The sequence below is a fragment of the Mycobacterium sp. TH-M106 genome (assembly GCF_057473765.1).
Window position 1 is genome coordinate 1 of record NZ_JBYCLE010000292.1, and the last position, 15,347, is coordinate 15,347.

A 15,347-nucleotide genomic window follows, 5' to 3' on the forward strand; every position below is an offset into this window, starting at 1 on the left:
GCCAAACACCGCAACGGCCCCACCAAGACGGTCACCGTCGCACACCAGCTGCATTTGTCCCGGTTTGCGAACATGGCGAGGTGATTCTGATGTGTAGTGTAGGTTCTCACGCCAGACTTCAAAATCTCACGGATGATTTCCAATGGACTTCAAATTTGAAGCGGCGGTGAGACATGCCGAGGCGCCTGCGCGGTGTCCGAGCTTGCGAATGCCACTCTTTGAGCATGATTTCGGGTGCAGATTTGACCGAGCGGTAGCAGGAGAGACATGGTTCCGGCGGCCAAGAGCGCTGCAACCATAACGGTGCGGTTCCGGACCGCCCCGAAAGGCGGTGTGTCCTCGGTTGCACTTGCCGCCGCTGATCCGAATGTCCTGGCGGATGCGCATCCGTGGCGTGAGTTCCGCTGGCGCGCTGGGCAGAAGCACTACTCGGGCACTTATTGGTCGGCTACCGAGAGTCGACATATTGTCTACGAGTCACGCCTAGAACTCGCCAGGCTGCTGTTCGCAGATTTCGACCGGGCTGTGCACCGTATCTGTGCGCAGCCGTTTCTGTTGGCGAAGCTGTCCGATGGCGTCGAACGCAAACACATTCCGGACTATTTGCTGATCACCGATCAGGGGCCAACGGTTGTGGACGTGAAGCCTGCGCACCGGTTGTCGAAACCGGAAGTGGCGGCGACGTTCGCATGGACACGCGCAGCGCTGGAACGCCGCGGATGGATGTATGAGGTGTGGAGCGAACCGAACGAGGTGGAGTTCCAGAACGTCCGGTTCCTTGCCGGTTTCCGGCGCGGCTCTTTGTTCGAACCGTCGCTGTTGGCAGCGCTTCGCGGGGTTGCGCCTGACGGTAATTCGATCGGCAAAGTCATTAGTGAGTTGTCGGCTTGGCCTGAGCCACTGACGCGGTCGGCGTTGTTCCACCTGCTGTGGTCGCAAGAGTTCGCGGTTGACGTGAGCCATCCACTGAGTGCCACCTCGACTCTGACACGACAAAGCTGACGAGATGACCAATACTGCTGTGCGAATAGGAATCGGGACGCGTCTGATCTACGACGGCGAAACAGCCGACGTGGTAGAGCTACAGCCGACCAAGTCCGGGGTCGATCTCACGCTTCGCATCGGCCCCAACGGTCGCCGTATGTTGCGCATCGCCTTACGTGAATTACTTGACGGCGGCCGCGCCCGCATCATCGACGACGATACAGGCACGTCCGATCCTTCCGACACGGCGAGCGTGATCCTTGCCGGCCTATCTGATGTCGAGCTGGCGGTGGTGCGCACCCGGGCCGCGCATGTCCGCGAGGTTCTGACCGGCTACCGCTCGGGTCATGCTGAGTTGGCCGGACACGGAGAGCCGCGTGCCGAACTCGATCCCCATCGACCATTGATGGAGCGCTACGCGGCCAAAGCCGCCGAACTTGGCGTCACTGTCCGCACCATCGGGCAATGGGTGTCGGACTACCGAGCTCACGGTGAAGCGGGTCTGGCGCCGACGCCGGATAAGAGGACCGCTGGCCTGGGCGCGAAGGTGGATCCGCGGTGGACCGAAACTGCCATCGAGGTGATGGTGGAGCACACAGATCAGTCCCGCCCGTCGCAGACGATGGTGATCACGCGGGCCAACGCCAGAGTCGTCGCGCGGTTCGGCGAGGGGGTCGTGCAGGTGCCCTCCCGCGCCACGGCGTTCCGTGTTCTTGCCGAGTTGGAGAACCGGTATCCGACGTTTCGGTTGAGCACCAAGCGGAACCGCGACATCGCTGACCGGCCGGACGGCGTGTACGGAAAGCTGCGTCCGACGAGGCCGGGCGAATACTTATTGATGGACACCACACGGCTGGACGTTTTCGCCCTCGACCCGATCACATTGCGGTGGGTGCAGGCCGAACTGACGATCGGGATGGACTGGTACACCCGCTGTGTCACCGGGATTCGGCTGACGCCGGTATCGACGAAGTCGGTGGACGCCGCGTCGGTGCTGTATCAAGCGTATCGGCCGCGGCCGGCCGGTAAAGACTGGCCAGCGCATGCGGTGTGGCCCGAGCACGGCGTGCCGAGATCGGTCCTGATCGACGTCGACGCGATCGAGGGACCGTTGACTGGTGCGGGAGGTCCGGCGATCGTGCCGGACACCATCGTGATCGACCACGGCAAGATCTACGTCTCGGAGCACTTGACGAGTGTGTGTCAGCGGATGGGGATCTCGATCCAGCCAGCGCGGTTGCGGACGGGTCGGGATAAGGGGCCGGTGGAGCGGTTCTTCCGCACGATCCGCGAGGACCTGCTGCAAGTCTTGCCGGGATACAAAGGCCCGGATGTGCATTCCCGGGGGCTGGATCCGGAATCGGAGGCGTTCTTTTACCTTGACGAGTTGGAGGCAATTATCCGCGAGTGGGTGGCCGTGGTGTACCACGATCGGCCGCACGAGAGTCTGGTCGATCCGCATGTGCCGGGGTTGCGGATGTCGCCGGCGCAGATGTTCGAGCACGGCATCGCCCGGGCCGGCTACATTGAAGCTCCACGTGATCCCGATCTGGCTTACGAGTTCCTCAAAACCGAGTTCCGTAAGATCCAGCACTACGGGGTGGACTTCGGCAGCCGCCGCTATAATGGCCCCGCCTTGAACCTGTACCGCAATATGACCAGCCCGTACACCGGGACTGCTAAAGGCCGCTGGCCTATTCACTACGATCCCGACGACATCACCCGCGCCTACTTTCGTGACCCGGAGACCCGCAAGTGGCACACCTTGATGTGGGAGCACGCGCCGTCGATGCAGATGCCGCTCAGCGAGGACGCGCTCCGGTTTGCGCGCAAGCTCGCAGCCTCGAAGTACACCTATCCCGATGACCGCCTGGCGGTCGCTGATTTGTTGGAGCGGTGGAACCTGGGGCTGGGATCAACATTGAGTGAGCGGCGCATGGCGTTGCGGCTTTCCCGCGAAGACGCCCTGATCGACCAGAGTGAGCCGCAGGACGAGGTCACCGCCTTGCCGTCGGTCGCCCGCGTGCTGGCCGCAGCCGATCTACCCGCCGACGAGGATGATCTAGACAACGCGATCGATGAACCCGGTCCCGAGACCGGCGATGACGATGCCGAGGAGGATCTCGACGACTACGCCGACGACTTCTACGGCGACGCCCTGGAGGACGCGTGATGGCCAAGAAGAATCCGGCACAGCATGAAACCGAGTCCCGGTTGGACAATCTCACGTTGGCCCGCAAGGAGGGTTGGCAGCGGTTCGTCAACGCCGCTGCCCGGATCCCACCGGAGCCCTTGACCCGTAAGGAAATTACGGAGCTCAGCGAACGCGCCTACGACGACTACAACCGGCAGCGTCGCGAATGGCACGCCAACCTCGGACCGATCAAAACACCGCAGCTGGCCGCTGTGCATGAGGACTTGTGGGACATCGTCGACAGCAACGCCCAGGACGGCGACAAGGCCAAAGGCGCGGTGGCCATTGACGCGTTTCCTGGACTCGGGAAGACCACCTCGGTGCTCGATTTCGCCAAGAAGTTCCACCGCCGCGAAATCAAAGAATAGGGGGCCGAAACCAGCGCGGGCCACGAACGGTGGCCGGTGTGTCGGGTCGGGTTGACCGGTAACACCGGCATGGTCGAGTTCAACCGGGCCATGTTGTCGTTCTTCGCCCATCCGGGAATGTCGCGCGGTAACGCCGCCCACTTCGCTCACCGGGCCCTGGACTGCGTTCTGACGTGTGAGACCAGGCTGCTGATCGTGGATGATCTGCATTTTCTGCGCTGGCGCAACACCGTCGGGGTGGAGATCAGCAACCACTTCAAATACATCACCAACGAGTTTCCCGTCGCCCTCGTCTTCGTCGGCGTAGGGCTGGCGGCGCGGGGACTGTTCTCTGGGGGCCATTCCTACGAGGACGCGGTAATCGCCCAAACCGGCAGACGCACCACCAAACTCGACATGCTCCCGTTCGTGATCGGCACCGATGAGGGCCGCCGCGAATGGCGCCAACTGCTCCTCGCCCTGGAAAAGCGGATCGTGCTGGCCGACAAGCATCCCGGCATGCTGGCCGACGACCTCTCGGATTATCTGTTCGCCCGCAGCACCGGACACATCGGTTCGCTGATGACGCTGATCAACCGCGGTTGTCAGCGCGCCGTTCGCACCGGCGCGGAAGTCCTTACCCGTGAGCTGATGAATCGGGTCAAAAACGACGAGGCATCGGAAAAGGCCCGCCAGGAACTGGAGATGGCCTTCGATGCGCGACGGCTGACCACAAGGATCGGCAAGGCCGGATGAACACCGTGCGCACCCTGCCGATCCGCATTGTCCCGATCGAGGGCGAGGCCATCGACTCGTGGTTGGAAGCGATCGCTCACCGCACCCACACCGCGTTCGGCGATCTGTTGACCGCGGTCGGGCTGAGCCCCTGCAACGCGACTGGCGCCAGCGACTGGATCGTGCGCCTGAACCCTAACGAAGCCCAAACGATCAGCATCGCGACTGGAATCAGCCCTGACGTGCTGGAAACGATGACGCTGCAGCATTATTCGGGCCGGGCGGTGCGCGTCAAACCCGACTCCCGGATGCTCAGCCGCGCATTTCCGTGGGGGCGGGGACGGGGATCGCGGTTTTGCCCGGGATGCTTGGATGCCACCGGCGGACGCTGGCAGTTGAGCTGGCGCTTGGGCTGGACATTCGCCTGCACCGTCCATAACTGTCTGCTTGCCGATGCGTGTCCGCGCTGCGGTGCGGTCCAGCGCCGCCGCACACACATCGGCGACATCATTCCCCAACCCGGCCACTGCGCCCACCCGGCGCCTGCAGCGATCGGCCGCACCCCACAAAGGTGCGGCGCCGATCTGACCGCCCCGGATGTCGCCGCATTCGACACTGACCACCCCGTGATACACGCGCAGCGGGTAGTGAATACCGTCCTCGACAGCGAGACCGTGACGTTCGGGGTGTACCAGGTCTTGCCGCAGCGACAGCTCAACGTCCTGGCGGATATCCGGGCCGTCGCCGGCCGCGTCCTGGCCTACGCCACGCCACAAGACTTGGAAGCTCTTATCCCGCAGGATCTCAACACCATCTACCGGGCCGCTGCCGAATCCGCGGGTTCGCGGTCTCGGCCCGCCCGAACCGACACGAAGCCCGGGCTGGCGGCACCGGCGCGGGCCGCGACTGCCGCGGTCGGCGTGGTGGCCGCCTTGACAGCCTTGGATCGCCCCGACGTTGCGTCCGCCGGGGACGCGCTGCGCTGGCTGGTCACCTCTTCGCGGGCGCGCGGATCGGCCGTGCGCGCGACGAACATATCGTGGGGTAAGAACACCTCGCCGGTGCTCACCGGTGTCCAGCTCACCGCGCTCGGGCCGCTGCTCAACCCGAGTGATCAACTGCGTTACCGCATCGGCACCGCACTGGCGGCTCACCCGTACCGGGCGCGGCGCGCACCGCGATCCTGGCGCGCCGGTTGCCGTCGATGCTGTGGCCGACGTGGTCGCTGCCATTGGCGATCCCGAATTGTTCACCAACGGCAGCTGCGCCCAGCGCTATCGGCCATCCTTTTGCTGGTCAACAACAGGCTCAACCTCGAGGAAGCCGCCGGCGTGCTCGCCAGTCCCATCGAGGGCCACGCCGTCTCCCGTGTCCTGCAGCTCCTGGAAAAACAGGACCAGTGGTCCAGCATTCGCGCCGCGCTCATCCGAATGGCCGACTACCTCGCTGACAATGACATCCCGATTGACTACCAACGCCGCCGCCGCGCCGACTACACCATGCTGCTGCCCCACAAGGTTTGGGCGCAGATCTGCCGCGACACCGCCACCCCGGGCCCGCGGTCGGTCCGGGCGTGGATCGGCTGCTGCTTTCTCTTCGAGCGCCTCAGCGGGCAGCCCGCCAGCACATCGCCAGCGGCCCTCGACGACAGCGCTTTTCGCACAAAGGTCGCGGACTTCCCGCGCCATCTCACACCAGAACTCGCCCAAGCGCTCAACGAACACGCCCACGATTTTTTCGTCGACCAGGGCATCGACGGCGAACCCGTGGCCTGGCACCCGCCGAGGGGTGTGCTCGACGGGCTCGACCTGCCCGGACCTGACCCCGCCGCGGTCGACATTGCCGGCCTGCACCGCGTCATGGCGGACGACGGAATCAAGCTCGGGACCGCCGCACACCGGTTGAACACCAGCCTCGACACCGTGCGCTTCCTACTGGAAATCCACCCCGCGCCCAGGCCGGATCTGGAGCCGCGCGCACCGTTGCTGACTTCCTACAGCCGCGCGTACCTGACCGCCAAAGCAGCGCTCTCACGGGAACGCTTGGCCGACCTCTACGAGCGTGAGCGGATGCCGCTCAAAGATATTGCGGCGACAGTGGGAGTCAGCCGCCCGGTCATCGCCCGCCTCGCCGATGATTACAACCTCCCGCTACGCTAACCCGGCCTGCAAGCACGCACCACAGTCGATCGGGACTGGCTCTACGACCAGTACGTCAACAGACGCAATGTTCGCCTTGCTCCTGGGGCTCGGCGTGGTCGACCTGCAAAGTGGTGTGCTGCAGCTGGTACTCGTCGTGGAGTACGGCCTCGATGTCGCTGCCTACGGCACCGGCGACGGAGTCTTTGAAATCGGCTGCGGTGCGCTCATTCTGGTCGGGCTGCCGACCCGGCTGGCGGCCGTGCCGATGATCATCGACATGCTCGGCGCGCCGCTGATCACCAGGCTACCCATTTTCTGGGGTCACGCCCCACTGTTTCGCGGCGAACACGGCTGGTGGGTGGGAGTTCATCCACGAAGCCCGTGGCGACCTGGCCCAGCTGCGCGGCAGCCTGTTACTGCTTCTGTTGAGGGCAGGCGGCTACTCACTGGATGCCTGCCAAACGCGGAGAACCACCGCCCCCACGACGTCTTCTAATCCGCCGCGGCGCTGACCTGCGAGCCGACACGACGCAATCACCAAGAACTTCACGCGTCAGCTCCGCCAAGGTCGCGCGGTCGGCCTCAAGCGCTGCCTGCGTCAGAAACGCCGGCAAATCGGTGATGGCTTAAGGGCGGCTTATCCGAAGGCTGCAGTCGTCAGGCGGGTTTGGTGGTTGTCTCAGTTACGGTACGGCGGCGGCCAGGCCGATGAAGGCCGGGGATAAGCATCGGCACCCTGTGGCGGTACTGGCGATAGTGATCGCCGAGCACGGCGGTCAGATCGCGCTCTTCCAGTTGCAGCGCGATCAGGATGTAGCCGGTTGTGGCCAGCGCGAAGAGTAAATGCCCTGCCGTCATCGTGGGCGCGGCCCAAAACGCGATCACGAAGCCCAGCATGAGAGGGTGCCGCACCACTCGGTACAGCAGAGGCGCCCGAAATTCGGTGGCCGTGTATGGCTCTGCACGCCACGCCAGATACACCTGGCGAAGTCCGAACAGATCAACGTGGCTGATCATGAATGTCGACGCCAGGACCGTGGCCCAACCGAGCCAGAACAACACCTGCAGCCCGATCCGTCCCGACGGCGATGTGACGTTCCAGATGACCGCTGGCATTGTCCGCCACTGCCAGAATAGGAGAAGTAGGACCAGACTCGACAACACAACATAGGTGCTGCGCTCAATGCTGTTGGGTACCAACCTTGTCCACCAACGCTTGAATCCCGGCCGCGCCATCACGCTGTGCTGTATCGCGAATAGCCCGAGTAGCAACACGTTCACCACAACTGCCTCTCCGATCGGCGTTTCCACACCGTGGTCGACAGTGCGTGGCACGACGAAATTGCCTACAAAGGAGACGGAGTAGAGGAAGGCGGCGAGGAAAACCAGATAACTTAGTGCGCCGTATCCGAGTGCGAGGTACCGCTTCATGGTTGCCTTTCAGGTGTGGTGGACGTTTTATGTCGCGGGGTGCACGCGGTGAATGGCGGTGTGTTCAATTGGGTTTGGTGGCGGTGACTCGCCATAGCCTTCGGGGCAAGTCGCCTTCTTCGAAGGCGTACACGTCATCAAGTGTCCAGCCCTCGGCCAACGCATCGACAAGTTGTCGGGAAAAGAAGTGAACCGCGAATCCACCGTGCTCGAAAATGTCGTCACCGTGCGGGGACCCGGCACCGTAGTGGGCGTCGGCGGTGCGCCGCACGGTGTAAATGAACGTTCCGCCTGGCCGCAGCACACGCCGAACCTCATTCACGAGAGCGTGGATTTGCTTGGTCGACAAGGCCATACACAACGCCATGTGCGCAAATACCGCATCGAATGGTTCGCGCTCGACAGGCATCGGCTCACGTAGATCGTGCACGATCGTCGAGACCTGCGCGGCCAAGCCCCGAGCTTGCGCGGCTCGGCGGATTTGGTCGACCGCAGCACCACTGAAGTCGGTGGCCAACACCCTGAAGCCCTGCTCAGCGAAATAGAGGGCATCCCGGCCGTGACCGGCCGCTAACTCCAGGACCAGCTCGGCGTCGGCGGCCTTGAACACCTGCGCTGCGTACACCGCTGGCGTCGATGGCGCAGACCCGTACATATTGGGGTGCGCCCGGTAGGTGTCTTGCCAGTGTTGGCGCTGCTCTGCGCTCAGATCTGGCTGCTGGTTCGACATACGTGCGGCTCCTCTTCTATTGCGACCGGTCGGGGGCTGGTTCTTGCACCGGACAGCGACTAACCGTCCAGGGCTTGGGCGAGGTCGGCGATGAGATCGTCGGCGTCTTCCAAGCCGACCGACAGGCGGATCATGCCGTCGGTGATTCCCCGCTTGGCTCGCTCCAGGGGGTCCAGCCCATGGTGGGTGGTAGTGATGGGCTGAGTGACCAGGCTCTCCACGCCTCCCAGACTGGGCGCGATGGAAAACAACTGCAGACGGTCGACGACTGCGGCGGTTTGTTTCGCGGTCGCGTCCAAAACGAAGCTGAGCATGCCGCCGCCGCCGCGCATCTGGGTATCGACGGTCAACTTTGCCTGCCCTGTGGTCAGGCCGGGATAGTTGATCCGAACCACCCGGGGGTGAGTGCTCAAGAACGCAGCCACCGCCGCAGCAGTATCGTTTTGCCGGTGCACCCGCACGGGCAGCGAACGAATCGAGCGGGCCAGCTGAGAAGCGACTTCAGGAGCAATCATCTGACCCAGGTTCTTGCGCCAGATCGCCACCGCCGAAAGAAGTTCCGCCGATCCCATCAGCGCCCCGGCAGTAAGGTCAGAATGCCCGCCCAGATATTTGGTCGCTGAATGCACCACCAGATCGGCGCCGTGCCGCAGCGGATTCTGGTTGACCGGCGTAGCGAATGTGTTGTCGACGATCGTCAAAGCGCCAGCGGTGCGCGCCTGATCGGCGATCGCGGCGATATCAAAGATTTCCAACGTGGGGTTCGACGGTGTTTCGAAAAAAACGATGCTGGTGTTGGCGGTCAACACGTCAGGCAGCCGGTCGATTTCGTCGGCCCGAAGAAAGGTAGTCGTGATGCCGACCTGCGGCAGATTGTCGCCCAGCAACTCGAAAGTGCCGCCGTAGACATCGCCGATACAGACGATCTGCTCGCCGGACCGGGTGTGCGCCAGGAACGTGGCGGCTTCTGCGGCCATGCCGGAAGAAAACGCCAACGCGTTTTCGCTGCCTTCTAAGTCGGCAAGTTTGGCCTCCAACGCGCAGATGGTGGGATTGAGCCCGTAGCGGGTGTACAGGCTGCCCAGTTTCCGGCCCTCAACCACATCAAGCAGATCAGCGGTACTAGCGAAGGCGAACGTCGAATGTGGATAGATTGGAGGATGAATCGCGCCCTGAGGATCGCGACAATCACCAGCACGAACGCTTCGGGTCGACAATCCATACGCACCGGCGGGCTCGGACATTCACTCCTACTTCCTGACTAGAGGCAAGGCAGGGAAAGTGAGCTTCCCCAGAAACGGTGGACATCTGAGATAGCTGGACGGTGGTGTACTGGAGGGATGTTCGGGAAATTCATTGGCACCGACTGCATATACACCTTCGGGGGTGGGATGCCGGTAGCGCGCATCAACAGGGACAAAGCTGTTGGGGTTAGCCAAACCCGGGCTCGACGCGACCGCCGCGACCCCGGCCAGCGGGGTAAGCACCATCGACAGCACCGGCGGGATGAACACGAATCGGGGATCCTTGGCGATTAGGGTGATCCGGGCTTGATCTGGCCTCAGGTGGCCACGCAGCTGGTAGGCCGCGGTCAATCCCCCGAATGAGCCTCCGACGATCACGATGTTGATGGTCACTAGGGCACCATCCTTGTTGCGGGCCTTGTAGAGGGGTTCGTGGAAGGGACTCGGCGGGAGCCGGGGTGACGGCCTGTGGTGGTCGCTCGTAGAGGGCCAGCATGACACCGCTGCCCCCGGCTTCCCCGGGGCCGCAGACCGGCAACAGGGAGATGCGCCGCAGAGCGCCGGTTAGTGACCACCCAGGGGCCGGCCTCGCCGCCGAGTCGTCGTCGCTGCCATGTTGAGGAGTTGAAGTGTCGCTCGCTGTTTCTATCGCCTTGTTTTTCGTGGGAATCGACTGGGCTGCTGAATCCCATGCCGTGTGTGTGATGGATCAGGTAGGTAAGGTCGTGGCTCGTTTCACCATCAGCCATTCTGCGGACGGGATCGCTACCCTGGTTCGCCGATTGGCGAAATACGCTGCCGCTGAGGATATTCCAATCGCCATCGAACGCCCGAATGGGCGGCTGGTGGACCTGCTGCTCGAAGCTGGGCACCCGATCGTGCCGGTTAGCCCTAACGCTATCAAGACCTGGCGTGAGGGCGAGGTCCTCTCCGGCGCCAAGTCCGATGCCGCTGACGCCGAGGTCATCGCCGAATACCTGCGGCTGCGCCAACACCGACTGCGTGTCGCCGCCCCCTACAGCGATGCCACCATCGCGGTCCGTACCGTGGTCCGCACCCGCACCGACCTCGTCGAGCAGCGCGTCGCGGCCACCAACCAGCTCTCGGCGCTGCTCGACACGCACTGGCCCGGCGCCAAGGCCATCTTCGCCGACCTGGAATCCCCGATCAGCCTGGCCTTTTTGACCCGTTACCCGACCCCAGCCTCCGCCCAGCACTTGGGCGAGAAGCGGCTGGCTTCGTTCCTGGCCAAACAGGGCTACTCCGGGCGCCGCCACCCGGGCGTGCTGCTGGCCCGGCTGCGCGAGGCCCCCGCAGGTTCCACCGGCACCGCAGTCACCACAGCACTGGCCGATGCCGTTGGCGCCCTGGTCGGCGTGCTCAACGCACTCAACACCGCCATCAAGAACCTGGACCGCTCGGTAGTCACCCGACTCGAAGAGCATCCGGACGGCAAGATCTTCGCGTCGCTGCCAAGGTCGGGTCAGGTCAACGCCGCCCAGATGCTCGCCGAGTGGGGCGACTGCCGTCAAGCCTACGACGGACCCGACTCGATCGCCGCCCTGGCCGGATGCACACCGGTCACCAAAGCCTCCGGCAAACACAAGTCCGTGCACTTCCGCTGGTCGTGCAACAAACGATTCCGCCAAGCCATCACCACCTTCGCCGACAACAGCCGACACCAAAGCCCCTGGGCAGCACACATCTACAACCAGGCGCGAGCCACCGGCAAAGACCACCCGCACGCCGTGCGCATCCTCGCGCGAGCCTGGATCCGCATCATCTGGCGCTGCTGGCAAGACGGCGTGCCCTACGACCCCGCTCAACATGGCGCCGCAACCAAAATCACGACCGCATCCGCGGCCTGAGGCTGACACAGGGAGTGTCATGGTCTCAGGCGGGTTTTAGACGTTGATGATGTGGTCGGCCCAGGAACTCCACTCGGCCAGTTCGTTCATCGAGGAGCGGTGGGCGCCCTCGATGAGCCGTTTGTCGGGTAGGCCTCGGGTGTCCATGCACGCGCCGCAGTTGCCGATCACTGCGCCCATGGCGACCAGCGCGGTGGTCATCTTGGCCAGGTTGTAGCAGCCGTTGGGAACCTGTTGCCCGGTGCTCCGCGATGACTGCGTCACCGAAGTTGAACACCCGCACCTGGTTGGCCGGGTCGGCGTCGAGCAGCTGGCGCGCCGGCGGCTGCCGTTGTAGGCGCGCTCGGTGTCATAAGGCGGTTCGTGCAAGACGACCAGATGCTTCACGGTTGCTCCCAAATTGAGATGGCCGGTTGTGCGGTGGGGCGCCGAGACGCACGACCCCCTATGTTCTATCGTGATCCAACGAACAATGGATAATGTAATCCAAAGAATATTGGAGAGCCAAGATGGGTGGGCATCCCGATCGGAAAGCGGCCCTTTACGACCAGATCGCCCGGGTCGGTAAGGCGCTGGGCAGCGGGCGGCGGTTGCAGATCTTGGACCTGCTTGCCCAAGGCGAGCACACCGTTGAGGCGATCGCGACAGCGACTGCGATGAACCTGACCACCGCCTCGGCGAATCTGCAGGCACTGAAAGCCGGCGGGCTGGTTGCGGCGCGGCGCGATGGAACCCGCCAGTATTACCGGCTCGCCGGGCCCGACGTGGCCCGGCTGTTCGTGCTGGTGCAGACCGTCGCCGATGCGCATCTGGCCGACGCGGCGGCCGCGGCTGCGGCAGTGCTGGGTTCACCGGCCGACGCGATCACCCGGGAGGAGCTGCTGCGGCGCGTCGACGCCGGCGAGATCACCCTGATTGATGTGCGGCCGCATCAGGAGTATCAGGCCGGTCATATCCCGGGGGCGATCAACATTCCGGTCGCCGAGCTGGCCGACCGGCTCGCCGAGCTGCCCGCCGGCCTCGAGATCGTCGCGTACTGTCGTGGCGCCTACTGTGTGATGGCCCCCGACGCGGTGCGCATCGCCCGCGCCGCCGGACGCAGCGTCAAACGCCTCGATGACGGCATGCTCGAATGGCGGCTGGCCGGGCTACCGGTCGCCGAGGGCGCGGCGGCCGGCGCCGGATGAGCCACCACCCGCTCGCACGCGTGATGCCGGGACAGGCCGGTGAGGCCGCCGGCATCGGTCAGGTGAGGCCGCCGCGGCAGACTTCGCCCTGCATCGCCGTGCAGCAACACGCCCTTGATGCGCTGCTGCGCCGGGTGGGGCGCCGGCTGCTTCCGCTGCTGCTGGTGTTGTACGTGGTGGCGTTTTTAGACCGGGTGAACATCGCCACCGCCGCGCTGACCATGAACGCCGACCTGCAGCTGTCGGCAAGCGCCTACGGTGTGGTGTCGGGCAGCTTCTTTCTGGGGTATGTGGCATTTCAGGTGCCCGCCAATTGGGTGTTTCACCGGGTGGGGATACGCCGTTGGCTGGCGATCTTACTGACCGTTTGGGGATTGCTCGCGGCGGCGCCGGCGTTCGTCGACACCGCGGGCGGGCTGATCATCACCCGAATCGGGCTGGGGGTCGCCGAGGCCGGTTTCTATCCGGCGGTGGTGTGTTACCTGGGCCGCTGGTTTCCGCCAGCGGCCCGCGCCCGCGCGTTGGCGGTGTTCTTGTTGGCGATCCCGATCGCCAACATCGTCGGCATGCCGCTGTCAAGCCTGCTGGTGCAGCACGGAGCGCTGGGTGGACTGGTCGGCTGGCGGGTGATGTTTTTAGCCGAAGGCATCCCTGCAGCAGTGCTGGCGCTGGTGGCGCTGCGCGGCCTGGCTGATAGCCCGGAGCGCGCCGGCTGGCTCAGCGGGGCCGAGAAGGCCGCGCTAGCTGGCATCTTGGCGTCTGAAACCCCGGCCCGCGGGTCGTCTTTCGCTGCGGCGTTCACCGACCGGCGGATGTTCGGGCTGGCTGCGATCAACGCCGGGTTGTACTTCGGCCAGTTCGGGGCGCAGTTCTATTTGCCGTTGATTCTCAAAACGCTCTACCCGCACGCCTCCATCACCATGATCGGCGGTGCGGGGGCGGCCTGCTTTACCGCGGCTGCGCTGGCCATGCTGGGCTGGAGCCGCCACTCGGATCGGCGAGGCGAACGCACCATCCACCTGGCCGCGCCGGCCCTGGCCGGCGCCGTCGTGCTGGCCGGTGCGGTCGCTTCGGGGTCACGATTGCTGCTGGCGGGCGGCCTTGCGGTCACCACCGTGTGCGTGCTTGCGGCGATCCCGGTCTTGTGCAGCATCACCACCGCCTGCTGGACCGGCGCCGCCGCCGCCGGCGGCATCGCCGCGGTCAACAGCATCGCCAGCATTGCCAGTGGCCTGGGCCCCTATGTGACCGGATTTGTCACCGACGCCACCGGCGGCTTCGATACCGCCCTGCTGCTCATCGCCGCCGCCCTGGCCTGCACCGGGCTCGGCGCGCTCGCCCTGGGCACACGGGCCACTCCGGCGGCAGCCTGCATGAGATCGCCACGCTCTGGTGCCGGAGATAACCGATGACCCCGAGGTTCGCCGACGCTCTGTGGGAATGCGCCCTTCCAAGGTCCGACACAGCAGCGTAGGCCGTCTGCGCCGCGACATTTCTGTGCGCGATACCTCGGGCTGAACGCTTGCTCCCGTAGGAATCGCGGCGGTTCGTCAGATAAACGCCGATGCAGCCCGGCATGAGACGAGTTGAAAATTCCAAAGTCAGAGCTGCCATGTCGATGCGACGAAACGCGAGACCCTACATTAGTTTTGTAGAGTCCCCCGGGCGGTGGCGGATTCGATGCGACAACGCCGAAAGGCCAGTTCAGTTCGGCGCGATTAGCGCCACGGCCGTAGGAAATGAAGCAGTTCGTGAGACAAACGGCGGTGCAGTTGTCGTGAGACAGTTCATGAAAGCCCAGTTCGGCGACGTGAGCCTGTGCCGCCGAGCGTGAGAACCTACATGTAGGTTCTCAGTTTTGACTGCACTTTCTCAGTGATGACTGCACTTCCGTTGCCCTTGTGCAGTGAAACTGAGAATTTGGCGGCATGCGCGGCAGAGGACCGTGCGAGATGCCGAAGCCGTTAGCCGCCGGTGAAAAGCAAGCAGCCTTATGCCCCAGTGATCGCCTTAGCTGCGATGTCGATTAGGAGATCACGACCCCCGGTGGCAAAGAACCCTGCGAGCTGGTTCAGTTTTGAGCGCTTGCCCTCGTCGGACTCGTGAGCCGCCGCGCTCTCAATCCTGGCGATCAACTGATTGGCCAAGCTCTCCGCAGTCGCCCATTCACCGACAGCACGGCGGGCGTGCCCTGTCGGGTTGGACGCTCCGAGGATTCCGCCGCCCCAAATGCCCTGTGCTTCGAAGAACGGGGGGATCTTCAGAACTGAGCGCCCTCAGCGCAGCCTGGACGGTCGTGTCGTCGAGACCTGTGTGAGATGCAATGCGTTCGGCCGTAACGGCATTGGTGTCGCCCCTCTCCGTGATGTCAACAATGGCTTCGAGAAGCCGGAAGCCGCGCGTGTCCCATGTGTTTTCCACGCGGCTGACGCTATCTGCCACCGCCGACACAACGAGCCGATGCATCTTTGTCGGCGGCTACTGCT

General features: G+C 64.2%; 13 protein-coding genes and 1 pseudogene. 9 read left to right on the plus strand and 5 right to left on the minus strand.

Annotated elements, in window-relative coordinates; all coding sequences use genetic code 11:
- The 6 genes and pseudogenes from AC2VOP_RS10165 to AC2VOP_RS10190 all read left to right on the plus strand — a co-directional run.
- A partial coding sequence (locus tag AC2VOP_RS10165) for a hypothetical protein (RefSeq protein WP_486960849.1) occupies positions 1-84 on the plus strand: 84 nt, incomplete at its 5' end.
- Between the two features lie 183 nt (positions 85-267).
- On the plus strand, positions 268-1,002 hold the full coding sequence (locus AC2VOP_RS10170; RefSeq protein ID WP_486960838.1) for a TnsA-like heteromeric transposase endonuclease subunit: 735 nt from the start codon (positions 268-270) through the stop codon (positions 1,000-1,002).
- Positions 1,003-1,006: 4 nt separating this feature from the next.
- Positions 1,007-3,157: a helix-turn-helix domain-containing protein gene (locus AC2VOP_RS10175; RefSeq protein ID WP_486960839.1), complete on the plus strand. Its 2,151-nt coding sequence runs from the start codon at positions 1,007-1,009 to the stop codon at positions 3,155-3,157.
- Positions 3,157-4,281 (plus strand): annotated as a pseudogene (locus AC2VOP_RS10180) (AAA family ATPase). Before AC2VOP_RS10175 ends, AC2VOP_RS10180 begins: the two are co-directional and overlap by 1 nt.
- The gene (locus AC2VOP_RS10185) at positions 4,278-6,419 is read left to right on the plus strand and encodes a TniQ family protein (RefSeq protein WP_486960840.1); all 2,142 of its coding nucleotides are present in this window, start codon (positions 4,278-4,280) and stop codon (positions 6,417-6,419) included. The pseudogene AC2VOP_RS10180 and the gene AC2VOP_RS10185 overlap by 4 nt, the downstream one beginning before the upstream one ends.
- Before the next feature lie 67 nt (positions 6,420-6,486).
- A complete protein-coding gene (locus AC2VOP_RS10190) occupies positions 6,487-6,897 on the plus strand; it encodes a DoxX family protein (RefSeq protein WP_486960841.1) in 411 nt (136 codons plus the stop codon).
- Between the two features lie 161 nt (positions 6,898-7,058).
- Here AC2VOP_RS10190 and mddA read toward each other — a convergent pair whose 3' ends face one another.
- From mddA to AC2VOP_RS10210, 4 genes are all read right to left on the minus strand, one after another.
- Positions 7,059-7,832, minus strand: a complete 774-nt coding sequence (gene mddA / locus AC2VOP_RS10195; RefSeq protein ID WP_486960842.1) for a methanethiol S-methyltransferase — start codon at positions 7,830-7,832, stop codon at positions 7,059-7,061.
- A gap of 64 nt (positions 7,833-7,896) precedes the next feature.
- Positions 7,897-8,562 carry a class I SAM-dependent methyltransferase gene (locus tag AC2VOP_RS10200; RefSeq protein WP_486960843.1) on the minus strand — a complete coding sequence of 222 codons (666 nt, stop codon included), beginning with the start codon at positions 8,560-8,562 and terminating at the stop codon, positions 7,897-7,899.
- Positions 8,563-8,621: 59 nt separating this feature from the next.
- Entirely contained in the window at positions 8,622-9,806 is a 1,185-nt protein-coding gene (locus tag AC2VOP_RS10205; RefSeq protein WP_486960844.1) for a trans-sulfuration enzyme family protein, read from the minus strand.
- 6 nt (positions 9,807-9,812) lie between these two features.
- Entirely contained in the window at positions 9,813-10,199 is a 387-nt protein-coding gene (locus AC2VOP_RS10210; RefSeq protein WP_486960845.1) for a hypothetical protein, read from the minus strand.
- Between the two features lie 269 nt (positions 10,200-10,468).
- Between AC2VOP_RS10210 and AC2VOP_RS10215 the strand changes: the two genes are divergently transcribed.
- Positions 10,469-11,674: an IS110 family RNA-guided transposase gene (locus AC2VOP_RS10215; RefSeq protein ID WP_486960850.1), complete on the plus strand. Its 1,206-nt coding sequence runs from the start codon at positions 10,469-10,471 to the stop codon at positions 11,672-11,674.
- A gap of 36 nt (positions 11,675-11,710) precedes the next feature.
- Here the strand turns inward: AC2VOP_RS10215 and AC2VOP_RS10220 are convergent, their stop codons facing one another.
- Positions 11,711-11,938, minus strand: coding sequence for a DsrE family protein (locus AC2VOP_RS10220; protein ID WP_486960846.1), 228 nt, complete (start codon positions 11,936-11,938; stop codon positions 11,711-11,713).
- Between the two features lie 245 nt (positions 11,939-12,183).
- Here AC2VOP_RS10220 and AC2VOP_RS10225 point away from each other — a divergent pair, with 245 nt between their 5' ends.
- Complete coding sequence (locus tag AC2VOP_RS10225) at positions 12,184-12,861, plus strand: ArsR/SmtB family transcription factor (RefSeq protein ID WP_486960847.1); 678 nt, start codon at positions 12,184-12,186, stop codon at positions 12,859-12,861.
- Positions 12,862-12,959: 98 nt separating this feature from the next.
- Positions 12,960-14,273 (plus strand): MFS transporter, encoded by a 1,314-nt coding sequence (locus AC2VOP_RS10230; protein WP_486960848.1) that lies wholly within the window; start codon positions 12,960-12,962, stop codon positions 14,271-14,273.
- The last annotated feature ends 1,074 nt before the right edge of the window (positions 14,274-15,347 follow it).